At 53.4% G+C, this 17,984-nt stretch carries 19 protein-coding genes; 12 read left to right on the top strand and 7 right to left on the bottom strand.

What is annotated here, in order from left to right:
• Positions 1 to 293: 293 nt before the first annotated feature.
• The 7 genes from pyrC to NR201_RS05945 all read left to right on the top strand — a co-directional run bounded on the left by pyrC (position 294) and on the right by NR201_RS05945 (position 5,219).
• A complete protein-coding gene (gene pyrC, locus NR201_RS05975; RefSeq protein ID WP_050680548.1) occupies positions 294 to 1,337 on the top strand; it encodes a dihydroorotase in 1,044 nt (347 codons plus the stop codon).
• 62 nt (positions 1,338 to 1,399) lie between these two features.
• A complete protein-coding gene (dinI, locus tag NR201_RS05970; RefSeq protein ID WP_010246395.1) occupies positions 1,400 to 1,645 on the top strand; it encodes a DNA damage-inducible protein I in 246 nt (81 codons plus the stop codon).
• A gap of 145 nt (positions 1,646 to 1,790) precedes the next feature.
• Complete coding sequence (locus tag NR201_RS05965) at positions 1,791 to 2,063, top strand: hypothetical protein (RefSeq protein ID WP_010246397.1); 273 nt, start codon at positions 1,791 to 1,793, stop codon at positions 2,061 to 2,063.
• A 246-nt stretch (positions 2,064 to 2,309) separates the two neighbouring features.
• Positions 2,310 to 2,564: a biofilm formation regulator BssS gene (gene bssS, locus NR201_RS05960; protein WP_010246399.1), complete on the top strand. Its 255-nt coding sequence runs from the start codon at positions 2,310 to 2,312 to the stop codon at positions 2,562 to 2,564.
• Positions 2,565 to 2,658: 94 nt separating this feature from the next.
• Positions 2,659 to 3,771 (top strand): N-methyl-L-tryptophan oxidase, encoded by a 1,113-nt coding sequence (gene solA, locus NR201_RS05955; protein WP_022625882.1) that lies wholly within the window; start codon positions 2,659 to 2,661, stop codon positions 3,769 to 3,771.
• A gap of 295 nt (positions 3,772 to 4,066) precedes the next feature.
• Entirely contained in the window at positions 4,067 to 4,642 is a 576-nt protein-coding gene (locus tag NR201_RS05950) for a cytochrome b (RefSeq protein ID WP_029519566.1), read from the top strand.
• Position 4,643: 1 nt separating this feature from the next.
• Positions 4,644 to 5,219 carry a YceI family protein gene (locus NR201_RS05945; RefSeq protein ID WP_022625884.1) on the top strand — a complete coding sequence of 192 codons (576 nt, stop codon included), beginning with the start codon at positions 4,644 to 4,646 and terminating at the stop codon, positions 5,217 to 5,219.
• Positions 5,220 to 5,258: 39 nt separating this feature from the next.
• Here the strand turns inward: NR201_RS05945 and NR201_RS05940 are convergent, their stop codons facing one another.
• The gene (locus NR201_RS05940) at positions 5,259 to 6,308 is read right to left on the bottom strand and encodes a rhodanese-related sulfurtransferase (RefSeq protein ID WP_010246407.1); all 1,050 of its coding nucleotides are present in this window, start codon (positions 6,306 to 6,308) and stop codon (positions 5,259 to 5,261) included.
• A 252-nt stretch (positions 6,309 to 6,560) separates the two neighbouring features.
• Here NR201_RS05940 and NR201_RS05935 point away from each other — a divergent pair, with 252 nt between their 5' ends.
• The 3 genes from NR201_RS05935 (at position 6,561) to NR201_RS05925 (ending at position 8,812) form a co-directional block, all read left to right on the top strand.
• Positions 6,561 to 7,484 carry a Kdo(2)-lipid IV(A) acyltransferase gene (locus tag NR201_RS05935; protein WP_256849490.1) on the top strand — a complete coding sequence of 308 codons (924 nt, stop codon included), beginning with the start codon at positions 6,561 to 6,563 and terminating at the stop codon, positions 7,482 to 7,484.
• Between the two features lie 529 nt (positions 7,485 to 8,013).
• Positions 8,014 to 8,280, top strand: a complete 267-nt coding sequence (locus NR201_RS05930) for a hypothetical protein (protein ID WP_010669830.1) — start codon at positions 8,014 to 8,016, stop codon at positions 8,278 to 8,280.
• 130 nt (positions 8,281 to 8,410) lie between these two features.
• Positions 8,411 to 8,812, top strand: coding sequence for a MysB family protein (locus NR201_RS05925; RefSeq protein ID WP_010246413.1), 402 nt, complete (start codon positions 8,411 to 8,413; stop codon positions 8,810 to 8,812).
• Here the strand turns inward: NR201_RS05925 and NR201_RS05920 are convergent.
• The 3 genes from NR201_RS05920 to NR201_RS05910 form a co-directional block, all read right to left on the bottom strand.
• On the bottom strand, positions 8,803 to 9,042 hold the full coding sequence (locus NR201_RS05920; RefSeq protein WP_010669829.1) for a YceK/YidQ family lipoprotein: 240 nt from the start codon (positions 9,040 to 9,042) through the stop codon (positions 8,803 to 8,805). The genes NR201_RS05925 and NR201_RS05920 overlap by 10 nt on opposite strands.
• Before the next feature lie 134 nt (positions 9,043 to 9,176).
• Positions 9,177 to 11,729 carry a glucans biosynthesis glucosyltransferase MdoH gene (mdoH, locus tag NR201_RS05915; RefSeq protein WP_010669828.1) on the bottom strand — a complete coding sequence of 851 codons (2,553 nt, stop codon included), beginning with the start codon at positions 11,727 to 11,729 and terminating at the stop codon, positions 9,177 to 9,179.
• Entirely contained in the window at positions 11,722 to 13,257 is a 1,536-nt protein-coding gene (locus NR201_RS05910; protein ID WP_256849493.1) for a glucan biosynthesis protein G, read from the bottom strand. The genes mdoH and NR201_RS05910 overlap by 8 nt, the downstream gene beginning before the upstream one ends.
• A gap of 268 nt (positions 13,258 to 13,525) precedes the next feature.
• Here NR201_RS05910 and mdoC point away from each other — a divergent pair, with 268 nt between their 5' ends.
• On the top strand, positions 13,526 to 14,659 hold the full coding sequence (mdoC, locus tag NR201_RS05905) for a glucans biosynthesis protein MdoC (RefSeq protein ID WP_031593657.1): 1,134 nt from the start codon (positions 13,526 to 13,528) through the stop codon (positions 14,657 to 14,659).
• A 193-nt stretch (positions 14,660 to 14,852) separates the two neighbouring features.
• Here the strand turns inward: mdoC and NR201_RS05900 are convergent, their stop codons facing one another.
• Positions 14,853 to 16,313, bottom strand: a complete 1,461-nt coding sequence (locus NR201_RS05900; protein ID WP_033766913.1) for a phospholipase D family protein — start codon at positions 16,311 to 16,313, stop codon at positions 14,853 to 14,855.
• A 155-nt stretch (positions 16,314 to 16,468) separates the two neighbouring features.
• Between NR201_RS05900 and NR201_RS05895 the strand changes: the two genes are divergently transcribed.
• Positions 16,469 to 17,632, top strand: coding sequence for a beta-glucosidase (locus tag NR201_RS05895; protein WP_256849489.1), 1,164 nt, complete (start codon positions 16,469 to 16,471; stop codon positions 17,630 to 17,632).
• On the opposite strand, the gene NR201_RS05890 is transcribed toward NR201_RS05895, so the two are convergent.
• Together NR201_RS05890 and NR201_RS05885 are read right to left on the bottom strand one after the other, a co-directional pair.
• Positions 17,620 to 17,793 carry a hypothetical protein gene (locus NR201_RS05890; RefSeq protein WP_010246427.1) on the bottom strand — a complete coding sequence of 58 codons (174 nt, stop codon included), beginning with the start codon at positions 17,791 to 17,793 and terminating at the stop codon, positions 17,620 to 17,622. The two genes, NR201_RS05895 and NR201_RS05890, sit on opposite strands and share 13 nt — an antisense overlap.
• 39 nt (positions 17,794 to 17,832) lie before the next feature.
• On the bottom strand, positions 17,833 to 17,976 hold the full coding sequence (locus tag NR201_RS05885) for a hypothetical protein (protein WP_010246429.1): 144 nt from the start codon (positions 17,974 to 17,976) through the stop codon (positions 17,833 to 17,835).
• Positions 17,977 to 17,984 lie beyond the last annotated feature (8 nt).

The following is a 17,984-nucleotide window of genomic DNA, read 5'->3' as shown; positions in this document are numbered from 1 at the left end:
ACGGTTCGTCGGCACGACGTCAAAGCCGAAGGTACCGCGTGAGCGGCGCGAGGACGGCCCGGCAGCAGCAGAGGTGCTCTGGCCCACGCTGCGGCTCGCTCGCCCGGAAAAAAGCTGCCACGTTTGACCGTGACAGCCTTTACAAATCTAATCTTAACTGACCAGCATTACCCTGTTGGGCAGCGGATTTTCTTTGACAGCATAAAAAGCAGGTGCAAACGGTTGCCTGAATCCTTATGCTTAGACCCCGGCCAAAACACGCCTTTTGTTTCCCTTCTGCCGGAGCTTCACTGATGACAGCACAACCTCAGCAACTTACCCTGCGTCGCCCTGACGACTGGCATATTCATCTGCGCGACGATGAGATGCTCAACACGGTCCTGCCCTATACCAGCGCGGTGAATGGTCGTGCCATTGTGATGCCTAACCTGGTGCCACCGGTGACCAGCGTGGCAGCAGGTGAAGCGTACCGCGATCGCATTCTGGCGGCGCTGCCCGCCGAACACGCCTTTACGCCGCTGATGACCTGCTATCTGACCGACTCGATTGATCCTGATGAGCTTGAGCGCGGTTTCACCTCCGGTCTGTTTACCGCGGCTAAGCTCTATCCGGCGCACGCTACGACGAACTCCAGCCATGGCGTTACCGATATCGCCTCCATTGCCCGCGTGCTGGAGCGGATGCAGAAGCTCGGTATGCCACTGCTGATCCACGGTGAAGTCACCGATGCGCATGTCGACATTTTTGACCGCGAAGCCCGGTTTATCGAAACGGTTATGGTGCCGCTGCGCAGCCAGTTTCCGGCACTGAAAGTGGTGATGGAGCACATTACTACTCAGGACGCCGCAGAATATGTTGCCGCCGCCGATGAGACGCTGGGCGCGACCATTACCCCGCAGCATTTGATGTTTAACCGCAATCACATGCTGGTGGGCGGTATTCGTCCGCACCTCTATTGCCTGCCGATTCTTAAACGCAACGTGCATCAGGAAGCATTGCGCAAATTAGTAGCGAGTGGTCATCCGCGCGTCTTCCTCGGCACCGACACAGCACCGCATCTGCGTCATCTCAAAGAGGCCAGTTGCGGCTGCGCGGGGGTATTTAATGCGCCAGTGTCGTTACCCGCTTACGCCACCGTTTTTGAAGAGCTGAACGCGCTGGAACATTTTGAAGCGTTCTGTTCGGAGAATGGCCCGCGTTTTTACGGCCTGCCGCTGAATGAAGGGACGATTACCCTGGTGCGTGAGTCCTGGCAGGTGCCAGAGTCCATCGCGCTCGGCAGCCATTCACTGGTGCCGTTCCTGGCGGGTGAAACACTGAACTGGCGCATCGCATAATTTTACTTGCCTCCGGCCTGCCGATACTGTAAATATATACAGTATCTTAAACGGAGGCTGTTATGCGCGTTGAAATTACCGTATCAAATACCCGACCTCTTCCTGCTGGCGCGATAGAAGCGTTGAGCGATGAATTATCGCGCCGCATTGATGAACAGTTCCCTGACTCGACCAATCACGTCAAGGTACGTTATGCCAGTGCCAATAATCTCAGCGTGCTGGGCGGTGGAAAAGAGACGCGCGACCAGATCAGCGAGATCCTGCAGCAGACGTGGGAAAGCGCTGACGACTGGTTCAATACTGATTAACCGCCACTGTGCTTTTTTTCCGGGTGTCGCCACCCGGTTTTTTTATCTTTTCTCCCCTCTCGCACTTACCCCGTCCTGCATCTAGACTCTTAATGATCAATGCCCTATCCTTGCGCTCGTCACGCATAACAGGAGGTGCGACACCATGACTACTGATAAACCGGAAGAGGCGATGACCTTTGGTGAGTTGTTAGCACTGATTGGTGATCAGAAGCGTCGTTTAACGGTGCTGGAAAATGCCTTTTCCAGTCTGATTTTCTGTCTTGACGATCGTGCCAGTCAGCTACTGGTACACAATCTGTCGCTGGAAGCCCAAAATCAAAACCATGATGAGCAGCTTCAGCAGCACTTTGCCCGTCTGGCAGAAACACTGCAAAAACGCGGCGGCGGCGTAGTGCCAGAAACGCCGGCTCTCTGAGTCCGGTCACACGGCTAAGCCCGCTTTTTGCCTGTCGTTTGACTGCTGATAAAAATGCCTGCCCGTCAGGCATTTTATTTTTTTACGCCCGCCTTTCAAACGCAAATATTCTGTGAGAAGCTGACTCACGGCATTTTTTAAACAGTGATACCCTCGTTTACTGTTATAATTGTTTCGCTATTGGAATAAAAAAGCCGCATTGAACCTCATCATGCACTTCGTTTAACGAGTAATAAGGAGGTTATAATGGACAGAAGAAAAGATGTTATACAGACTCACCCACTGGTGGGCTGGGATATCAGTACCGTTGACAGCTATGACGCCATGATGATCCGCCTGCACTCGTTGTCGTCGCAGGATCAAAAAGAAGAAGAAGCGGATGTTGGCCCGACATACTGGCTGACAACGGATGTGGCAAGGCAATTTATCTCGATCCTCGAAGCAGGCATCGCCAAGATAGAATCAGCCGAGCAGATAGAACGACTCCTCAAAAAGCATTAATTTCTGCCGCATCAAAGAGGCGCCCTCAGGGGTGCCTTTTTCGTTTCTGTTTCTGGTATGCTTTTGATTATCTGTCTCTTAGAGCGTAGTTACCATGATTTATGATCTTATCGTCGTTGGCAGCGGTTCCGTGGGCGCGGCGGCAGGCTACTATGCCACCCAGGCGGGTTTATCGGTGTTAATGATCGACAGCGCCCATCCTCCCCATAATCAGGGCACACATCATGGCGAGAGCCGGCTGATTCGTCACGCCTATGGTGAAGGTGAACGCTATGTTCCCCTGGTCCTGCGGGCGCAAACGCTGTGGGATGAGCTGGAACAGCGTGCCGGTGAGCGCATCATGCATCGCAGCGGCGTACTTAACCTCGCCCCGAATCAGTCGCCGTTTATTCAGAACGTCATCGACAGCGCGACCCGCTGGCAGCTCAATATTGAGGTGATGCAGCCTGATGACGTGCGCAAGCGGTGGCCACAAATCAATGTGCCTGAGGGCTATCTGGGCGTATTTGAGCCGCAGTCCGGCTATCTGAAATGTGAACAGGCGGTACGCAGCTGGATCCAGCTGGCGGAGCAGGCGGGCTGCGCGCAGCTGTTTAACTGCCCGGTTTCAGAGCTGGGTCGCGATGGCGATCTGCAGCAGGTCACTACCCTGGATGGCGTCTATCGGGGCCGCAAAATGTTGATCAGTGCGGGCACCTGGGTTGGCAAATTAGTTCCTGACCTGCCGGTCGCCCCCACCCGCAAGGTGTTTGCCTGGTATCAGGCAGATGGCCGCTACAGTGAGAACAATAAGTTTCCCGGTTTTACGGTGGAAATGGGCGATGGCAGCCAGTTTTATGGCTTCCCGGCGGATAACAACGCCCTGAAAGTGGGTCGTCATGATGGCGGTCAGCTGATGCAGCAGCCTGAGGATCGTAAACCTTTTGGCGCGGTGGCGGCCGATGGCAGCGAAGCTTTTGGATTCCTCCGTCAGTTTTTACCTGGCGTCGGTGTCTGTCTGCATGGCGAAGCCTGCAGCTACGATTTTAGCCCGGATGAGGACTTTATAATTGATACCCTGCCGGGTGAACCAGACCGCTTGTTAATCACCGGGCTCAGTGGACACGGGTTTAAATTCGCCAGCGTATTGGGCGAACTGGCTGCAGAATTTGCCCAGCAAAAACCGTTCTCTTTTGATCTGACACCCTTCCGCCTCTCACGTTTCTGACTCTGATAAAGGGTGGTATCAGCCTGATGCCGCCCGACTGACAGACTTTGACGAAAATTGACTATTATTGACATAAAGTCAGAATATATTTCGCCCTTTTGGTTAATTCCGGCTTTTTTTAGTTGACGACCAGCGCCTCAGAAATAACTCATTCAGTAATATTGCGCATTTCGCACCTGATTTATTCAACCTTTTCACAATATAAAATTAAAGTTATAGAAGCGTAAGGATGATTGCTTTTATATTTCATAATGTGGATGCTTATTTCAGATTATTACTTCATGAAAACCCCATTATGTTATTACGTAATTCATCTCATCAGTTTGGCCTGGTTGCCGTGCTGCTGCACTGGTCGATGGCGCTGGCGATTTACGCCATGTTTGCGCTGGGATTATGGATGGTCGGCCTCGGCTATTACGACAGCTGGTATCACGACGCGCCTGAGATCCATAAAAGCATCGGCGTGATCCTGTTGCTGACGCTGATCGTTCGCCTGCTGTGGCGCGTTATTTCACCGCCGCCAAAACCGCTTAGCAGTTATTCCCCGCTGGTACGCATCAGTTCGGTGGTGGCCCACCTGTTACTGTATACCCTGCTGCTGGCGATTCTGATCAGCGGCTATCTGATCTCCACCGCCGATGGCAAACCCATCTCAGTATTCAGCTGGTTTACCCTGCCCGCGCTGTTCAGCGGTGCTGGCGAACAGGCTGATCTTGCAGGCGACATTCACCTCTGGCTGGCCTGGACGGTTGTGGTCCTGTCACTGCTGCATGGGCTGGCTGCGGTAAAACATCACTTTATCGATCGCGATATCACTTTAAAACGGATGTCGGGTTTGCGTTTCACCTCTCCCTCTGAAAAGGATAAATAATATGTTTAAAAAGACCCTGCTGGCGATGACCGGTGCCAGTCTGCTGCTCGGCTCACTCACCGCCTCTGCCGCTGACTACAAAATCGATAAAGAGGGCCAGCACGCCTTTATTCAGTTCCGTATCCAGCATCTGGGTTACAGCTGGCTCTACGGCACCTTTAAGGATTTTGATGGCCGCTTTACCTTTGATGAGAAGAATCCTGCCGCAGATAAAGTCGACGTCACCATTAACACCAGCAGCATCGATACTAACCATGCTGAACGTGACAAGCACCTGCGCAGTGCCGACTTCCTGAACACCAGCAAAAACCCGCAGGCCACGTTCAAATCCACAGCGGTGGAAAAAGAGGGTGATGAGCTGAAGATTACTGGCGATCTTACGCTGAATGGCGTGACCAAACCGGTAACGCTCGAGGCGAAAATGCTGGGTGAAGGTAAAGATCCGTGGGGCGGCTACCGCGCTGGCTTTGAGGCTGAAGGGGAAATTGCACTGAAAGATTTCAACATCACCAAAGATCTGGGGCCAGCTTCGCAGAAGGTTCAGCTGATGATCTCGGTTGAGGGTGTACGCCAGTAAAACAGCAAGCCGCCTGAAGCTGACTTCAGGCGGCCACGCTTATTTCTTCAGCGGCGAGGGAATGGTCATGTTTAACAGGCCACGCGACTTGTTAAAGATTTTGTTGCCATTTTCACGTCCTGCCCGACGCGCGCGCTGCTCTTCCGGTGAGAGCTTCGCCTCTTCCTGGCAGATCGGGCTACAGCAGTTCTCAAACTTCTCCGCGCAGCTTTTGCACTGAATAAACAGCAGATGACAACCGTCATTGACACAATTAACGTGGGTATCACAGGGTTCGCCGCACTGATGACAGTTCGACAACACATCGTCAGAGATCCGCTCACCCATCCGCTCATCAAAAACAAAGTTTTTGCCTTTGAAACGTACCGGTAATCCCTGCTCACGGGCACGTCGGGCATACTCGATGATACCGCCCTCAATGTGATAGACATCTTCAAAGCCGTTGTGCCGCATCCAGGCACTGGCCTTTTCACAGCGGATCCCGCCGGTGCAGTACATCACGATCTTTTTGTCTTTCTGATCCTGCAGCATCTCAACCGCCATCGGCAGCTGATCGCGGAAGGTGTCAGCAGGCACTTCCAGCGCATTATCAAAGCGACCCACTTCATATTCGTAGTGGTTACGCATATCCACGAACAGGGCGTCAGGATCGTCCAGCATGGCGTTTACGTCCGCCGCTTTAAGATACTGACCCACATCGCTGGCATCAAAACTGTCGTCTTCGATACCGTCCGCGACAATGCGGTCGCGTACTTTCAGACGCAGCACCCAGAACGATTTACCATCATCATCCAGCGCAATATTCATCCGCAGGTTGTTCAGCGCCGGATCAAAGCCATATAGCCATTCTTTCATCTTTTCATACTGGCTGGCTGGCACGCTAATCTGCGCATTGATGCCTTCGTGGGCCACGTAGACGCGACCAAAGACCTTAAGAGCTGTCAGGCCAAGATAGAGCGCGTCACGGAATGCTTTGGGATCGGCAATCTGGAAATATTTATAAAAAGAGACAGTGGTGCGCGGCTCGGTTTCAGCCAGCATGCGCGCCTTCAGCTCTTTATTGGAAACGAGGTTATGTAACACTGGCATGGTGTTCGTCCTGTTATCAATAGAAGAAATTTAGCGCGCACATGATACCTGATTTCACCGGGATGCAAAGGCCAGTGACCAGATTGATCGCCTGTTGCCGTTTTTTGCAGCAACATTGGACTATTAACCTTTGTTCATTGATGGCACGTTCCGATAGTGATATTTAAGCGCACGTCAAAAACTGGCACAATGGTGTAAATCAACGAGATATCAGCACCGCACGGTGCGCGACGCAGGAAAATTAACCTTCACATGACTCAGTTGCCTCAGTTTTCACGAGAACTGCTTCACCCGCGCTATTGGCTGACCTGGCTGGGTGTCGCTTCTCTTTATCTTTTGGTGCTACTTCCTTATCCCCTGCTTTATGTTCTCGGCTGTAATATTGGCCGCATTGGGATGCGTTTTATGAAACACCGCGTCAGTATTTCCCGGCGTAATCTGGAATTAAGTTTTCCGGATATGCCGGAAAATGAACGCGAAGCGATGGTTAAACACAATTTCGAATCGGTCGGCATGGGATTAATTGAGACCGGTATGGCGTGGTTCTGGCCTGACTGGCGCATCAATAAATGGCATACGCCTTCGGGGCTGGAGCATATTCAGCAGGCGCGCGATAGCCAGCGCGGCGTGCTGCTTATCGGCATGCACTTTCTGACGCTGGAGATTGGTGCACGCATGTTTGGTATCCATAACCCTGGCATTGGCGTCTATCGCCCGAATGACAACAAACTGATCGACTGGCTTCAGGTCAAAGGTCGGATGCGGTCAAATAAAAGCATGCTCGATCGTAAAGATCTCAAAGGAATGATCCGCGCACTGAAACAGGGTGACATTATCTGGTATGCGCCCGACCACGATTATGGCCCGCGCAGCAGCGTCTTTGTCCCCTTCTTTGGCGTGGAAAAAGCAGCCACAACGGTGGGCACCCATCTGCTGATCCGCACCGGTAAACCGGCTGTCATCCCTTTTGTGCCGCGTCGTCTGCCTGGGGGTCGCGGCTATGAACTGATGATACTGCCTGACATCAGCGGCGAATTTACGCTGGAAAGTGATGTCGCAACCGCAACCAGAATGAATCAGGTTGTTGAAGAGGGTGTGCTGCTGGCACCTGAACAATATATGTGGCTCCACCGCCGCTTTAAAACGCGCCCCGAGGGCGAACCCTCCCGTTATTAATCTGTTCGCGCTAAATGTCTGTCAGGCATTTAGCGCGTTTTACTCCCCTGCTAAATAAATCACTCATGGCTGACTCAGCCTGTAAGCGAAACCGCAGGTCCAGTAATTAATAAACACCTATATTCATAATATAATTTCTCTCTGTTTAAATTTAAAAAAGCTAATCAATTAACAGGACGGCAGGCGGCATTCAGCCTGTTTCGCTATTTATTAATTAATATTGCAGCGAGTGCTCTTAAATCTGTTATGGCGCTGATTATTCTGCACGCCAGGCCTAATCCTATTTAGCCGGTCTTAACGGTGTCTCACCGCTTATGAATCGATAAAAATTAACTTATTTTACAAGCGATTGCCTTACTGATTTAGCTTATATTCCATTTTACATTTTTTTAACACCCCGATAGACCATTATGGAATTTGAACTCATTAATGCTTATCGGTAGTTTCGTTTGTAACAGTCAGGCCTTTAACGGCTCTGGCCAGAATTATAAAAAAGACAACACAGCAAACCTCTAATGGGACAGTTAATATGAACAAAGGTCTCTACTATTACGTTACAATCGGTACCGATCAGGAAAATTATCACTTTCTTCATCGTAAAGGGTGCAAGCGTATGCCTGATAAAGAAGAGGTCATATTTATCGGCACGTTATATAATCTGAGTCAGGCCCTCTCCATCGCCAGAATTAATTTTAAGAAAGTTAAGCCATGTATAAAATGTTGTATCCGCTACTCAGCACCCGTGATTCATGAGTCCGTTCAACCGGTTTTGCATTTCCCGCAAAAGATGATCTGACCCTGACTGGCGGGAAATGGCTTATTTCCCGCCAGTTGCACCGGCCTGACCTTTCCCTCCTTCAGATTTCGTCTATCCTTCACTGAAATCAAATAAATCCATAGTCATAGACCCGTGAAGGAGAAGAGCGATGAGCATGTACAGTACCTTAGAGGAAGCCATCGATGCTGCACGTGAAGAGTTCCTCGCTAACCACCCGGAGCTCGAGGAAGGGGACGCATCAATCAGCCAGTTTGGTCTGCAAAAGTATGTGATGCAGGATGGCGATATCATGTGGCAGGCTGAATTCATGGCAGAAGAAGGTGAAGCAGGCGAATGTCTGCCTTACCGTAGCGGTGAAGCGGCACAGGCCATTTTTGATGCAGATTTTGACGAAGTTGAACTACGTCAGGAGTGGTTAGCAGAAAATACCCTGCACGAGTGGGATGACGGCGAGTTCCAGCTGGAGCCGCCGCTGGACACCGAAGAGGGTGAAGCTGCCGCGCAAGAGTGGGAAGATGATAACAGCGATTCCGATCGCAGTTACTCGTAAGGACCGTGGCTGGCATCCACCGGTAACAACAGGGTATCAACCACCAGCGACAGCGGCAGGTCGAGGATCGTCAGGACCCGCCATCCGCTGTCGCGAACATCCCACTGTACGCCGGGATAGTACTGATTACCGTGCCCCTGCCCGGGAATGGTACGGCTGATAATACTGCCGCATCCGCTTAAGCAGAGTACAGCCGCGACGATAACACCCGCCTTTAAGCACCCTTTCACCACACATATCCGCCATGAAGAAACAGCCATTGAGATCGTCACGCGCTGCTCGCGGTGACTGCCAGCAATAAATTTATCAGCAAATCGCTGTTTTAATCCGATAAAAAAAGCGGCATCGCTGCCGCTTTTTCAGATTACGCGTTGTTTGCCAGCGCGTTGGGGTTGAGCGTGAGTTTTTGATAACTCTCAACCCACTGATGATACTTGTCCGCATCTTCCCACAGTCGGGTATGAACACGGGCCAGCACCACCGGATCGCTGATCAACTGCAGACGCTGTTCGCGGCCCAGTTTATCCGGCGCATCGCTCAGCGCCTGATCAACCCGACGGTCACGCGCATAGTCCAGTAACTGACTCTGCTTGTGGCGCGATGTGGCCAGTGCCGTTGCCAGCGCGTTGAAGGCAGGATGGAATAAGGCATGCATAAAGCCATTTTCCAGCGCGCGCTCACGGTTCAGTACCACATAGCGATCGGTATCCACCAGCTCCTGCGGCGGTGAGTACTCTTCCGGGATCAGGAACAGCTTCGCTTTCTTGCTCTTAATGCCCAGCGTTGCGCGGCTCGACATGACCGAGACAAACGGCGACAGAATCAGTGAGAAGACGATCGGTGCCAGCCACCACAGGAAGTTAAGATCCAGCAGTCCCATACCAATCGCCCACACCAGACCCAATGCCATCTGCGAACCGTGACGTTTAAACGCCTCGCTCCACGGTGTCGCATCGTCATCACGCTGCGGTGAGTTCCACACCACTTCCCAGCCGAGGAAGGCGCTGACCACAAACACCGTATGGAACAGCATACGCACTGGTGCCAGCAGCACCGAGAACAGCGTTTCCAGCACCAGTGAAGCCAGCAGCCGCAGAGGTCCGCCGTAGGCCTTCGATCCTTTAAACCAGATCAACACGACACTCAGCATTTTCGGCAGGAACAGCAGCACCATGGTGGTTGAGAACAGCGCTATTGCCAGTTCCGGACGCCACTGCGGCCAGACCGGGAAGAGCTGCCGCGGTTGCAGGAAGTAGGTCGGTTCCATCAGCGTATGCACTACCTGCAGGGCAGTGGAGAGCGCCAGGAACATAAACCATAGCGGAGCCGAGAGGTAGGACATCACACCCGTCAGGAACACCGCACGGTGTACCGGGTGCATCCCTTTCACCAGGAACAGGCGGAAGTTCATCAGGTTGCCGTGACACCAGCGGCGGTCACGTTTCAGCTCATCCAGCAGGTTCGGTGGCAGTTCTTCATAGGATCCCGGCAGGTCATAGGCAATCCAGACGCCCCAACCGGCACGACGCATCAGCGCAGCTTCTACGAAGTCATGCGACATGATTGAACCCGCAAAGGAGCCTTCTCCCGGTAACGGTGCCAGGGCACAGTGCTCAATAAAGGGTTTCACGCGGATAATGGCGTTGTGACCCCAGTAGTGAGACTCGCCCAGCTGCCAGAAGTGCAGACCGGCGGTAAATAACGGACCGTAGACGCGGGTCGCAAACTGCTGACAGCGCGCATAAAGCGTATCCATACCCGATGCTTTCGGCGACGACTGGATGATCCCGGCATTCGGGTTGGCATCCATCATGCGCACCAGACCGGTGAGACACTCTCCGCTCATGACGCTATCGGCATCCAGCACCACCATGTAGCTGTAGTTGCTGCCCCAGCGACGGCAGAAGTCATCGATGTTTCCGCTTTTACGCTTCACGCGACGACGACGACGGCGATAGAAAATCTTGCCTGCCCCGCCAACATCCCGCACCAGTTCCATCCAGGCTTTCTGTTCGGCAATCGCGATATCCGCATCGTAACTGTCGCTGAGGATGTAGACGTCGAAGTGTTCAGCGTTACCGGTACGAACCACCGACTCCCAGGTCGCACGCAGACCGGCGTAAACACGCTCAACGTCTTCATTACAGATCGGCATAATCAGCGCGGTACGATGTTCCGGGTTAAGCGGTTCATCTCCGACCGTTGAGTAAGAGATACTGTATTTATCACGTCCAATCAGCAGCTGCAGGAAGCCCATCAACGCCGTCCAGAAACCGGCAGAGACCCAGCAGAAAAGTATGGCGAACAGGAACAGGATGCCGGTCTGCAACAAATAAGGCAGGATCTGCATCACTGACTGCTGCCAGTTCTGATTGATCATCTCCATCGGATCCAGAAGCGTCCAGCCCTGATACGGCAGAATACTCTTCATGTACCAGGTGGCGACCACGGTCTGGAAAATGGTCAGGATCAACAGAATGTAGCGTCGAATTGAACCGACATGACGCCACTTCTCCTCGGCACGCCGCTCTTCGGCATTGCTATAACGCGGCACCGATTTGTGTCCACGCAGTGAGTCCCATGCACGGGCGACCGGATTGGTACGCCAGGCTTCCGGGAACATCAGTGAGCGTTTGACCTTCGGCATCGCCTTCAGCGTGGTGCGGTCGAGGTAATCTTTACCCAACTGCTGACCTTCGGCCAGCGAATCGGGCCAGGCCATTTCAACCCGCGATGAGACCGATTTTAACGGCGCATCGTCGGGACGGTCACTGGCTGCGACATCCCTGCCCAGCACATCATGGATGAAGTGGAACTCGCTGGCATTCTGCAATGAGACGCTCAGGCGGGCCTTCCCTGCCGCATCCAGCGGCAGAGATTCCACATAACGTTGAGGTGTAAAAGTCGATTTATTCATTGGCAGGTAACTGATAGCTCCAGGTTTCCGTCAATGTCTTGTCGCCGCTAACCAAGGCCGCACGCATTTCGGTGGACTGTTTGGCATCTTTCACACGCAGACGCAACACCAGACGCCAGCCTTTGGTGACCGGGTTATAACGTACGCTCTGCTCAACCACATCAGCATTTTTACCCACGCTGACCTGCGGTGCCACCTGACTGTTTTCCGCCATCTTGCTCATGTCTTTACCCACGAAGTCGATGGTGAAAGCCACGGTGCCATCCGGCTGACGCACCAGATTAGACTGCTTCACGTCACCCGCTGAACGCAGGGTATTTTTGACCCAGGCCGTATCGTCGGAGTGCAGCTGGTTTTCGTCGCGCGAGAAGTGCAGACGATATTTGAAGTTCATCTCTTTGCCAGGCTCTGGCAGCGTCTCCGGCGTCCAGAACGCAACGATGTTGTCGTTGGTTTCATCTGCCGTCGGGATTTCAACCAGTTCAACCCGGCCTTTACCCCAGTCGCCTATTGGCTCAACCCAGCCGCTTGGACGGAGATCATAGCGGTCATCAAGATCCTGATAGTTGTTAAAGTCACGCCCACGCTGCAGCAGACCAAACCCTTTCGGATTCTCGATGGTGAAGGTGCTCACTGCCAGATGACGCGGGTTGTTCAGCGGACGCCAAATCCACTCCCCGTTGCCGTTGTGGATAGAGAGACCGTCAGAGTCGTGCAGTGCCGGACGGAAGTTGTTCACCGTAGATGGCTGGTTCTGACCAAACAGGAACATACTGGTCAGCGGTGCAACACCCAGTTTGCCGACGTTATCACGCAGGTAAACTTTTGACTGCACATCAACCGTTGAAGCGTCACCCGGATGCAGCACAAAGCGATACGCACCCGCCGCACGCGGCGAATCGAGCAGTGCGTAGATCACCAGCTGTTTGTCCTGTGGTTTAGGACGCTGAATCCAGAACTCTTTAAAGCGCGGGAACTCTTCACCGGACGGCAGCGCCGTATCGATGGCAAGTCCACGCGCCGACAGGCCATAAACCTGACCGGCACCGATGACACGGAAATAGCTCGCGCCCAGGAAGCTGGCGATCTCATCGTTTTTACCCTTGTTGTTGAGTGGGTAAAGTACTTTGAAACCGGCAAAACCGAGGTTTTTTACCGCATCCGCGTCATGTTTTACATTACCGAAATTAAAATAATCGGGGTTGTATTTAATCTCGCGCACCGCGCTGGCGGTCACTTCGTTGATCTGCACCGGGGTATCGAAATACATTCCCTGATGATAGAACTCCAGCTTGAACGGCGTGCGCAGTTTGCCCCAATACGCTTTATCGTGGTTAAACTGGATCTGCTGATAATCAGCAAATTTCATTTCACGAAATTGAGAGGGTAAATTGCTTTTAGGCGCTTCGAAGCTTTTCCCTGCCAACGCTTTGGCTTGTCTGGCAACATCGTCGATGTTAAACGCCCAACTGTTATTGGCGTACAACGCCAGCAGAACTGCAGTACCAATCCAGCGTACCTTCATCAGTCCGGCTTTATTTTTTTCTTTAGTCAGCACATCCCCCCCTTTCGTGTGCTTAAATCAAACCCGTTTATCTTAAAGGATTATTCGGTTTTCCGACAGCTTATGCGCAACATTGTTCCCGCATTTCGTCAGGCTTAACCCTGCTTTTAGGACAATTAGACACTACGGATTCCACTGATAGTATACCTGGTTTATCCCAGGTAGAATTTTCACAGAGCATAATCCGGTTTCAGGGTGAAACCGGTCAAACGTACTAACGAACTGGAACTTTATGAGTACTGTAAAACCTGAACGTGAATACTTCCTCGACTCCATCCGCGCCTATCTGATGTTACTGGGGGTGCCGTTTCACGTTTCCCTCATCTACTCCGCGCAGAAATGGGCAGTAAACAGTCATGAAGCGTCGTTATGGCTGACGCTGCTGAATGATTTTATTCATGCGTTTCGTATGCAGGTGTTTTTCGTCATTTCGGGCTATTTCTCCTACATGCTTTATCTGCGCTATCAGCCACGTCGCTTCCTGAAGGTGCGTCTGGAACGGGTAGGTATCCCGCTGCTGACCGCCATTCCGCTGCTGACGCTGCCGCAATTTTTTATGCTGAAAGAGTGGACGGATAAGCTGGCTGACTGGCCCCGCTTCACCCCGTACCAGAAGTTTAATAACCTGATGTGGGAGCTGATTTCACACCTGTGGTTCCTGGTGGTGCTGGTGATGCTGACCACGCTGGGGATGGTGACCTTCCGCTGGCTGCGCGATCAGCATCGCACCATTGATTATTCGCGGGTTGGCTGGGGATCGCTGACGGCGGGCGTACTGGCGTGGGCGCTGCTCTGGTGCGTGTTCCGGCGTCTGGTGTTTATTTTCCAGCCTGCGTGGCTGATGGATGGTTTGTTTAGCATCATTGTGATGCAGACGCTCTTCTATCTGCCGTTCTTTATGCTGGGAGCGCTGGCGTGGAAACATCCGCCGCTGAAGCAGCTGTTTGTCCGCTTCAATCTGGTGATGTGGGTCGGTGCGCTGCTGATGTTTGCGGCCTATTGCGCCAACCAGCGACTGAGCAGCGGTGAGGGCTGGTTGTATGAGCTTGATGCGATTATCTCGACGCTGATGGGCCTTTGCATGCTGAACGTCTGCTTCTGCTTTGGTCATAAGCTGCTGAATTCGCATTCGCCGCGCATTATGTATCTGGTCAATGCATCACTGTTTATCTATCTGGTGCACCATCCGCTGACGCTGCTGTATGGCATTTACGTGACGCCACGGATTGAAAACAACACCCTGGGCTTCTTCGTTGGCCTGCTGATGGTGTTTGGCATCGCGTTTCTGCTGTATGAGATTCACCTGCGTATCCCGCTGCTGCGGTTCCTTTTCTCGGGGAAATTTGAGCGTAAACAAGCACAATGACAGGCGATCAGTAACCTCGGGCCATAAGTGAGGTCAGGCTATAAATGATATGTCTCACAGACAGCTTAAGAGTTTAAAGCGATGGGAGCATACGCCAGTAGCAAAGCATAGCGGGCCAGGGATGGCGGGTTTTGCGTCTTTGCGGAGGGCGTATGCTTCCTGAGCCAGCGCCTGTACCCAGGCAAGGTCCAGCTTAAAGCAGCCACTCAATCGGCAACCGCCACACTAACCGCACCTGCAGCCGTTGCCACCAGGAGCAGCCCGGCTCGTGTTTATGCACAATCTGCTGCGGCTCATCCGGATACTCCAGCCAGTTTACCCTGCCCCACTTATCCAGCCGCAGCGTCCATGCCCGATCGCGCATTGACTGGCTGAAACGCTGATGCGTCTCTCCGGCGAGCGCCGCACTCTCAATCACCAGTCCCATTTCCGTATTCAGCACCGCTGAACGGGGATCGAAGTTAAACGAGCCGATAAACAGCGTCTGTTGATCCACTGAGAAGGTTTTGGCATGCAGGCTGGAGCCGGAGTTACCGGTTAATCCCCGGTCGTGCGGGGCATCAGGCACGCCCGCCTGCGGTTTCAGCTCATAGAGCGCAATACCATGACGCAGCAATTTTTTGCGCCACTTAGCGTAGCCGGCATGGACAATCGACACATCGTTAGCCGCCAGCGAATTGGTCAGAATGGCAATTTTTACCCCTTTGCGCTTCAGCGACAGCAGCTGAGCGACCCCTGCGCGGGTCGGCACGAAATAGGCCGAGATGATGTCGAACTGCTTTTGCGGCGTGCCTATCACCTCCAGCATTCGCTGCGGCAGCAGGCTTCTGGCACGCGCTTTGCCCAGCCCTTTACGCGGATCATCGCTCAGCAGGCGCGCTTTTGCCCAGGTCAGAGCCAGCGTGCCCTCTTCCAGCTCCTGTAGCAGCGAAGAATTTTCCAGCCGCTGAAGATAGCGCTGCACCGGTTCACTGTGACGCCACTCTGCTGGCAGACTCACACTGTCCTCTTCCGGCTCCTCTTCATCCAGCACCTGCTGCAGCGGCGAGACCGGCTTGCTGCGCCAGTAGCGCTCAAAATCCTCTGCGACTTCTTTAACCACCGGGCCTATTGCCATGACGTCGAGATCGGCAAACAGCGGTTCATTGCCGGTGCCGAAATATTCGTCGCCGATATTGCGCCCACCGACCACGGTCGTGACGCCATCCACCGTAAAGCTTTTGTTGTGCATGCGGCGGTTCAGACGGGCAAAGTCGGTGAGATAACCCAGCGCGCGCAGGGTGCGAAACGAGAACGGATTAAACAGCCGCACCTCAATATTGGGATGGCGGTTAAGCTGGGCCAGCGTGTCGTCCAGGCCCGGCGTATTGTTGTCATCCAGCAGCAGCCGCACTTTCACCCCGCGTCGGGCAGCTTCCAGCACGGCGCTGAACAGCAACCGGCCAGAGAGATCGTTTTGCCAGATGTAATACTGGATATCGAGTGAACGCTCCGCTTTTTGCATCAGCAGATAGCGGGCAGCAAAAGCATCCAGCCCGTCGCTCAGCTGATGGACGCCGCTCAGACCCGGATGGCGCAGACACTCTGGCTCCAGCTGTGTTTCCAGCCAGCTGGACCGTTCCAATGGCTGGGAGAGCTCAAACGCTTCGGTCATGACATTTCCCTGTAAAATGCAGTTATTTTTATTATTCCCCGGTCCGACCTCTGATGCTATTCCTCTGTTCTGAGTTAGTGAGGGGTCACGGGCGTTTTTTAGTCTAGACTTAACCGGACGATCTGTGACCGGTATTATCCCGGCAGGAGAGGAATATGTCTCATCAATCCCTTACAGATGCCCGCCAGCGCTATCATCCCAGCCTGTTTCGCAGCTTTTTCCAGGGCAGTTTCCCCTGTTCCACTGCCTGCCGTACGCCCGGTAAACGGCTGGATATGGTGATCAGCAGCGGACACGATATGCTGCTGGAAAAAGATTATGCCGCCCTGGCTGAGCAGCATCTGCTCACCGCCCGCGACGGTGCGCGCTGGCATCTGATCGAAAAGATCCCTGGCCAGTATGACTGGCAGAGCTTTCTGCCGATGGTCGACGCCGCGCGACGTCAGCAGATGGAGATCATCTGGGAGCTGGCTCATTTCGGTTATCCCGATCATCTTAATATCTGGAAAGCCGAATTTGTTGACCATTTTAGTCGTTTCGCTCGCGCGATGGCACAACTGATGCGCGATCAGGGCATCGAACGCCCCTTCTTTACACCGGTTAATCAAATCTCATTCTGGTCATGGGCCGGGGCGGATGTGGCCTGGTTTAATCCTCATGCGGCGCAGCGTGGTAAAGAGCTGAAGCGCCAGCTGGTTCGCGCCTCGCTGGCGGCGATACATGCCATTCGCGAGGTCTATCCGGAGGCGCGCTTTGTGCTGACTGACCCGCTGGTGCAGATCGCTCATCATCCCGATAATCCGGACAGCAAACCCTATGCCGATGCGCAGCATCAGGCGCAGTTCGAAGCCTGGGACATGCTGGCCGGTCGCGTCGATAAGGAGCTAGGCGGCAGTGAAGATTGCCTGGATATCCTCGGCCTGAACTACTATCCCGATAACCACTGGTTTTTCCCCGACCAGCCGATGTCGCTGGAGGATCCGGAGCGTGTGCCGCTGCATATTCTGCTGGCGCAGTGCTGGCAGCGCTACCAACGTCCGATGCTGATTGCTGAAACTGGCGCTGAGGGTGAAGCGCGCGCCCCCTGGCTGCAGGAGATCAGTGAAAACGTGGCGGTGGCGCTGGATCAGGGCATTGCGGTGGAGGGGATTTCGCTCTATCCGGTAGTGGAGTATCCCGCCTGGGCCGATGACCGGCGTTCCCCTGGCCCGCTGCTGGGATTAGCCGATCCCAATGGCAACCGTAATCTGCATGAGCCGCTGGCGCTGATATTGCGCAGTCAGCAGATTAAGTTTGCGACACGAAATCAGACGTGCTGAGAAGGTGGCTTTTTAGGGTAACAGGAGCGAACGTCGAGAGAGGGATCGGCAGGATGACGTACGTCGGTCAGCCAGACCATGGTAAACAGGAAGGTCACCCCGATCAGGCAGGCCGCCAGCAAACCGATAATTGCGATTAATTTGTCATCTCCGGAGTCCATCGCCTTCTCCTTATTCAATCCGTTGAATCCCTGTGCGTGTCAGCTCATCCAGAGCGTAATCATCAGGACAAAGATTATAAGCGTTACCGAGGTCACCGCAAGCACCACTATCGCAAAGTGCGCATCGTCAAGTGACTGGCGAATTGGCTCATCGTGATCGTCGGGTGGCAAGGGTAAAGACATAACTATCC

Source organism: Pantoea sp. Fr-CA_6, assembly GCF_024520895.1.
GTDB lineage: Bacteria > Pseudomonadota > Gammaproteobacteria > Enterobacterales > Enterobacteriaceae > Pantoea > Pantoea agglomerans.
This window is presented reverse-complemented; position numbering and strand designations above follow the sequence as displayed.

What these genes read in the sequence shown, in the direction of transcription:
- dinI (WP_010246395.1), top strand. Translation starts at nt 1,400, where the DNA reads ATGCGCGTTGAAATTACCGTATCAAATACCCGACCTCTTCCTGCTGGC.
- NR201_RS05925 (WP_010246413.1), top strand. Translation starts at nt 8,411, where the DNA reads ATGAGCATGTACAGTACCTTAGAGGAAGCCATCGATGCTGCACGTGAA.
- NR201_RS05895 (WP_256849489.1), top strand. Translation starts at nt 16,469, where the DNA reads ATGTCTCATCAATCCCTTACAGATGCCCGCCAGCGCTATCATCCCAGC.
- bssS (WP_010246399.1), top strand. Translation starts at nt 2,310, where the DNA reads ATGGACAGAAGAAAAGATGTTATACAGACTCACCCACTGGTGGGCTGG.
- NR201_RS05940 (WP_010246407.1), bottom strand. Translation starts at nt 6,308, where the DNA reads ATGCCAGTGTTACATAACCTCGTTTCCAATAAAGAGCTGAAGGCGCGC.
- NR201_RS05950 (WP_029519566.1), top strand. Translation starts at nt 4,067, where the DNA reads ATGTTATTACGTAATTCATCTCATCAGTTTGGCCTGGTTGCCGTGCTG.
- NR201_RS05885 (WP_010246429.1), bottom strand. Translation starts at nt 17,976, where the DNA reads ATGTCTTTACCCTTGCCACCCGACGATCACGATGAGCCAATTCGCCAG.
- NR201_RS05890 (WP_010246427.1), bottom strand. Translation starts at nt 17,793, where the DNA reads ATGGACTCCGGAGATGACAAATTAATCGCAATTATCGGTTTGCTGGCG.
- pyrC (WP_050680548.1), top strand. Translation starts at nt 294, where the DNA reads ATGACAGCACAACCTCAGCAACTTACCCTGCGTCGCCCTGACGACTGG.
- NR201_RS05945 (WP_022625884.1), top strand. Translation starts at nt 4,644, where the DNA reads ATGTTTAAAAAGACCCTGCTGGCGATGACCGGTGCCAGTCTGCTGCTC.
- mdoC (WP_031593657.1), top strand. Translation starts at nt 13,526, where the DNA reads ATGAGTACTGTAAAACCTGAACGTGAATACTTCCTCGACTCCATCCGC.
- NR201_RS05930 (WP_010669830.1), top strand. Translation starts at nt 8,014, where the DNA reads ATGAACAAAGGTCTCTACTATTACGTTACAATCGGTACCGATCAGGAA.
- NR201_RS05900 (WP_033766913.1), bottom strand. Translation starts at nt 16,313, where the DNA reads ATGACCGAAGCGTTTGAGCTCTCCCAGCCATTGGAACGGTCCAGCTGG.
- NR201_RS05965 (WP_010246397.1), top strand. Translation starts at nt 1,791, where the DNA reads ATGACTACTGATAAACCGGAAGAGGCGATGACCTTTGGTGAGTTGTTA.
- NR201_RS05935 (WP_256849490.1), top strand. Translation starts at nt 6,561, where the DNA reads ATGACTCAGTTGCCTCAGTTTTCACGAGAACTGCTTCACCCGCGCTAT.
- solA (WP_022625882.1), top strand. Translation starts at nt 2,659, where the DNA reads ATGATTTATGATCTTATCGTCGTTGGCAGCGGTTCCGTGGGCGCGGCG.
- mdoH (WP_010669828.1), bottom strand. Translation starts at nt 11,729, where the DNA reads ATGAATAAATCGACTTTTACACCTCAACGTTATGTGGAATCTCTGCCG.